The 4,729-nt window shown below is 53.5% G+C and carries 5 protein-coding genes; all 5 read right to left on the bottom strand.

All coding sequences use genetic code 11. The features are described 5' to 3' along the window. Positions 1 to 77: 77 nt before the first annotated feature. Positions 78 to 1,952, bottom strand: a complete 1,875-nt coding sequence (nuoL, locus tag JIN87_RS27590; protein WP_200359889.1) for an NADH-quinone oxidoreductase subunit L — start codon at positions 1,950 to 1,952, stop codon at positions 78 to 80. A gap of 7 nt (positions 1,953 to 1,959) precedes the next feature. Next, positions 1,960 to 2,265, bottom strand: coding sequence for an NADH-quinone oxidoreductase subunit NuoK (nuoK, locus tag JIN87_RS27585; protein ID WP_200359887.1), 306 nt, complete (start codon positions 2,263 to 2,265; stop codon positions 1,960 to 1,962). Positions 2,266 to 2,312: 47 nt separating this feature from the next. Further along, the gene (locus JIN87_RS27580; RefSeq protein WP_378924009.1) at positions 2,313 to 2,726 is read right to left on the bottom strand and encodes an NADH-quinone oxidoreductase subunit J family protein; all 414 of its coding nucleotides are present in this window, start codon (positions 2,724 to 2,726) and stop codon (positions 2,313 to 2,315) included. 222 nt (positions 2,727 to 2,948) lie between these two features. Next, the gene (locus tag JIN87_RS27575) at positions 2,949 to 3,491 is read right to left on the bottom strand and encodes a NuoI/complex I 23 kDa subunit family protein (RefSeq protein WP_200359883.1); all 543 of its coding nucleotides are present in this window, start codon (positions 3,489 to 3,491) and stop codon (positions 2,949 to 2,951) included. 108 nt (positions 3,492 to 3,599) lie between these two features. Continuing rightward, positions 3,600 to 4,703: an NADH-quinone oxidoreductase subunit H gene (locus JIN87_RS27570; RefSeq protein ID WP_200359881.1), complete on the bottom strand. Its 1,104-nt coding sequence runs from the start codon at positions 4,701 to 4,703 to the stop codon at positions 3,600 to 3,602. Between the last annotated feature and the right edge of the window lie 26 nt (positions 4,704 to 4,729).

Below are 4,729 nucleotides of genomic sequence, written 5' to 3'. Positions count from 1 at the left end.
GCACCGCGCTACGTTCGAGATCTGTGTTATCTGCGTCATCTGTGGTTAAAAAATAGATACAAATTTAATACGTCCGGCTACCCAGCGAAGAACCAGAAGAGCGCGAGACCGGCGACAAACCAGTAAACGTATTGATGAAGGCTACCGATGTGCAGCGCCTTGAGACCGATACCGATCAAGCCAGCGACGCCTGCTGCACCGCGGATGATCAAACCCGAGAGAGCGATCTGCTCGGCGAAGTGAATCGTCAGAGCAATACGCTGCTGGATCTTCGCCACGTAGTAATCGTAAGCATCGTCGAAGAAGAACTTCTTCTGCAGCACCGCGTAAATTGGACCACCGAAGCGATCTTCCTTCGCGCCAGCACCATAGAGTACCCAAGCGAGAGCGAGGCCGATCAACCAAGCGGCACCACCGAAGGTAGCGACCGTTGTATGGTGTTCGCCGTGAGCGATCGCGTCTCCCATTTCAACGAGTGGAGCCATCGCTGCCGGATAGACCGCTGCGAAACCACCGATCACTGAAAGCACCGCGAGAAGCATGAGCGGCACAGTCATCACGAGACCGTTCTCGTGAGCGTGGTCTGCATTGTCTGAATTCGCCTTACCGAGGAAGACGATCTTCCAAAGGCGGATCATGTAGAAAGTAGTGAGGAAGGCGCCAAAGACCAAAAGGTAGAACACAGTTGTGTTTTGCTCATACGCCAGTGCGAGAATCGCATCCTTCGAGTAGAAACCGGCTGTGATGAATGGCGTACCAATCAAAGCTGCTAGACCGAGGGTGAAGCAGATGAAGGTAATCGGCATCTTCTTCATCAAACCACCCATCTTGAAGATGTCTTGCTCGTGGTGGCAGGCGTGGATGATGGAACCGGAACCTAGGAAGAGCAGAGCCTTGAAGAAAGCGTGCGTGGTTAAGTGGAACATCGCAGCAGCAACACCACCGGTGATCACTGCACTCGCTGCATTTCCGCCGTTTTCATCAAGAGCAATGAGACTTCCGAGACCGAAAGCCGCTACCATGTAACCGAGTTGGGAAACGGTGGAGTAAGCGAGGATCTTCTTGATGTCGCGTTGGGCGATCGCGGTGAGACCGGCAAAGATCGCTGTCGCAACGCCTACCCACATGATCACGGTCAAGGCATCGGCTGTCATGAGGAAACCAGTACGGCAGAGCAGGAAGACACCCGCAGCAACCATGGTCGCCGCGTGGATGAGAGCGGAAACTGGAGTCGGACCCTCCATCGCGTCTGGAAGCCACACGTGCAACGGAATCTGACCGGACTTACCAACGGTTCCGCAAAAGAGCAGAAGACCGAGGGTTGCAGTACCAACGACAACTTCACCGGATACAACTGCTTCACGCATCTCGGTGAGGCTAACTGTACCGAAGAGAGCGATGGCGAACGCGATACCGAGAAGGAAGCCGAAGTCACCTACGCGGTTAGCGATAAACGCCTTCTTCGACGCCGCTGCAGCACTTGGCTTGTCGAGGTAGAAGCCAATCAGCATGTAGGAGCTGAAACCGACGAGCTCCCAGAAGATGAAGAGTGTCACCAAGCTGTTGGCCATCACGAGGCCAAGCATGGAGAACATGAAGATTGAAAGACCGCCGAAGAAACGCGCCTTGTTCGGATCGTCCTTCATGTATCCGAGGCTGAATACGTGAACGAGAAAACCAACGAACGCTACGACGAAGAGCATGAGCTTCGCGAGGTCGTCGATGAGAAATCCGAAGTCGAGCGACAACGGTCCGAGCTGTATCCAGTTCACGGATTCCTCGAAGTTATCGAGGCGGAAAATAATATGACCCGCGGTGGCGAGGATAAGAGCTGCAGCGCCAACCGAGACGCCCGAAGCGAGAGCACCGTTGCGACGCATGCCGAAGGCGATAGCTGCCGCCGAAATCAGAGGAAACGCGAGGAGCGCGTATGCGTAAATTGCAGGATTCATCGGTAAGCTAGTTCTTCAGAGCGTTGAGTTCTGGCACCTGGACCGTCTGGCGCTTGCGGAAAAGTGCCACGATGATCGCGAGTCCGACCGCGACTTCCGCCGCCGCCACCGTGATGATGAAGAAGACGAAGACCGAGCCGCTCATGCCTCCGTGGAAACGGGAGAAAGCGATCAAGCCGAGGTTGCAGGCGTTGAGCATGAGCTCGAGGCACATGTAGATGACGAGCGTGTTCTTGCGCCGCAGCACGCCAAAGAAACCAATGGCGAATAGCAGAGCGCTCACCGCTATGTATTGTTCAAGTCCGACGGTCATCGTTTGTGGAAAGGAGTTTTTCTTGAGAAAGAGGAGTTACGGGAGGGCTAGTCTGTCTTCACGCGCTTGCTGAGCACGATGACACCGATCATGGCGATCAGGAGAAGGAAGCCAGTTACCTGCATGGGCAGTTGGTAAGTGGTGAAAAGTTCGTAGCCGAAATTCTTGAGAGTCGCGCCAGCCGCTTCGGGAAGCGCTTCCGCTTGAGTCTGGATGTTGTCGCTAGAAGTAATGCCGACAACTCCGACGATCAGGAGGGCTAAGCCAACAAAACTGGCGATCCAGGTAACGAGCTTGGTACGCACTCGCTTTTCTTCGCCCACATCAAGAAGCATGATGATGAAGAGGAAGAGGACCACAACCGCTCCAGCGTAGACGAGGATCTGGATCACCGCGAGGAAGTAGGCTTCCAGCAGTACGAAGAGCGACGCCATGCCAATAAAGGTTGTGATGAGGAACATCGCCGCGTTGACCGGGCTCTTCGCCAAAGTAACACAAAGAGCGCTACCAAGCGTGAGAGCTGCAAAGATGTAGAAAAAGATGTCAGTCATGGGAGAGGGAAAAAGGTGGTTAGGTTGTAGGCTGAAGGCTTGATTCAGCAGAGCTCGGGACGCTCATATTTTTAACCTTTTCATTCATTAAACCTATTATCCTAAAACCTATAGTCTAATAACCTAAAAGAATCAGTGGTGGCCGCCGCCATTCTCGGCCGCTTCCTTCTTCTTGTTCCACTTGAAGTGTTCGTCGGGGAGCGTGCCCCCGAGTTCGTAAAGCTTTGCCTTGTTATTGACCATCTCGGCACGGCTGTAACCAGACATCGAATACTGGTTCTGCAACCAGATCGCCTCTTCCGGGCAAACCTCTTGGCACATGCCGCAGTAGATACAACGGAGCATGTCGATATCGAACTCCTTTGGTCCCTTCTCGACGTGCGCGTACTCGCTGTCTTCTGAGATTTCACCTGGCTGGATGCGGATTGCCTTTGGCGGGCAAACGAACTCGCACAGCTGGCAGGATACACACTTCTCGCGACCTTCGGGATCTTTGACCAAGGTCGGTACTCCGCGGTAGCCAGCAGGGATTGGTGGGCGTTGCTCTGGGTACTCCATGGTCACCGTTTCACCGAAGAACATGCGGCGGAAGGTGACCATGAGACCGCGAGCGATCTCAGGAATGTAGAGCTTTTCTAAAAGGGTGAGTGGTTTTCTCTTAACTACGATAGCCATGGCTTATGTAGGTTTTAAGACTGTAGGTGTTTAGGCTGGAGGGAGGCTAGGCAGTGCATGATTTCTTTTCCTAAATAGCTATAGACTAAACTCCTAACAACCTGCGTCCTATGGACGCTCGATGAAATAGATTAAGAAGACGTAGATGAACAGGTTCGCGATGGAGAGCGGCAGCAACATTTGCCAACCGAGCTTCATTACCTGGTCGTAGCGGAAACGTGGAAGCGTCCAGCGAATCCACATGAAGAAGAACATGAAGCCGCAGAGCTTTCCGATCATGGTAGCGACCGAGAATACGCCAGCCAGCCAGCCGTGAACTCCGAGGTCCGCCCAAGTCATGAACGGAAGCGGATGCCAGCCTCCAAGGAAGAGGATCGCGACCACTGCAGAACCAACGAGCATGTGAGCGTATTCACCCACGAAGAAGAGACCGAACTTGAAGGAGCTGTACTCAGTGTGGAAACCACTGACGAGTTCGGTTTCGGATTCCGCCATATCGAATGGCAGACGGTTGGTTTCTGCGAAAATACAAACAACGAAGATGATGAATGAACCTGGCATCCACATCGCGTTCCAAAGTGCCCCACCCTGCGCGTTCACGACGTCAACGAAACTGAGTGAACCTTCGGTACCAGGAGCATTCATCCACATGAAAACCGGTAGGATAGAGATACCCATCGCGAGCTCGTAAGAGATCATCTGAGCCGAAGCACGAATGCCACCAAGGAATGGATACTTGGAGTTTGAAGCCCAACCACCGAGAACAACGCCGTACACTCCAAGCGATGAAATCGCCAAGAGGAAGAGCATCGCCACGTTGAGGTCAGCGAGAACCAAGTTGACCACTTCACCTGCTGCGTTTTCGAAATAACCGAAAGGAACAACAACAACCGTCGTGAGGGCCGGCACCAAGGAAAGGACCGGCGCCATTATGAAGTAGAACTTGTTAACGTGGTCGGGAGTAACGTCTTCCTTGAAGAGGAACTTCAGACCATCCGCCGCTGGCTGGAAAACGCCGAGGCGAGTAAGGAAGCGGCCGATGTACGGGATCGATCCGATGATCGGAAGCGTCGTACGGTTCGGGCCAACACGACCTTGAATCCAACTGGAAATCTTGCGCTCCGCGAGAACTGCGTAGGAGCAAAAGCCCATCAGCACGCTCACGACGACAATCGCGTAGATCGATTTGATTACGATATCAGTGAGTTCCATGACGCTAGAAAGAGTAGCGCGGTGCT

Origin of the sequence: Pelagicoccus mobilis (assembly GCF_016595505.1) — a bacterium.
Taxonomy (GTDB): Bacteria; Verrucomicrobiota; Verrucomicrobiia; order Opitutales; family Opitutaceae; genus Pelagicoccus; species Pelagicoccus mobilis.
This window is presented reverse-complemented; position numbering and strand designations above follow the sequence as displayed.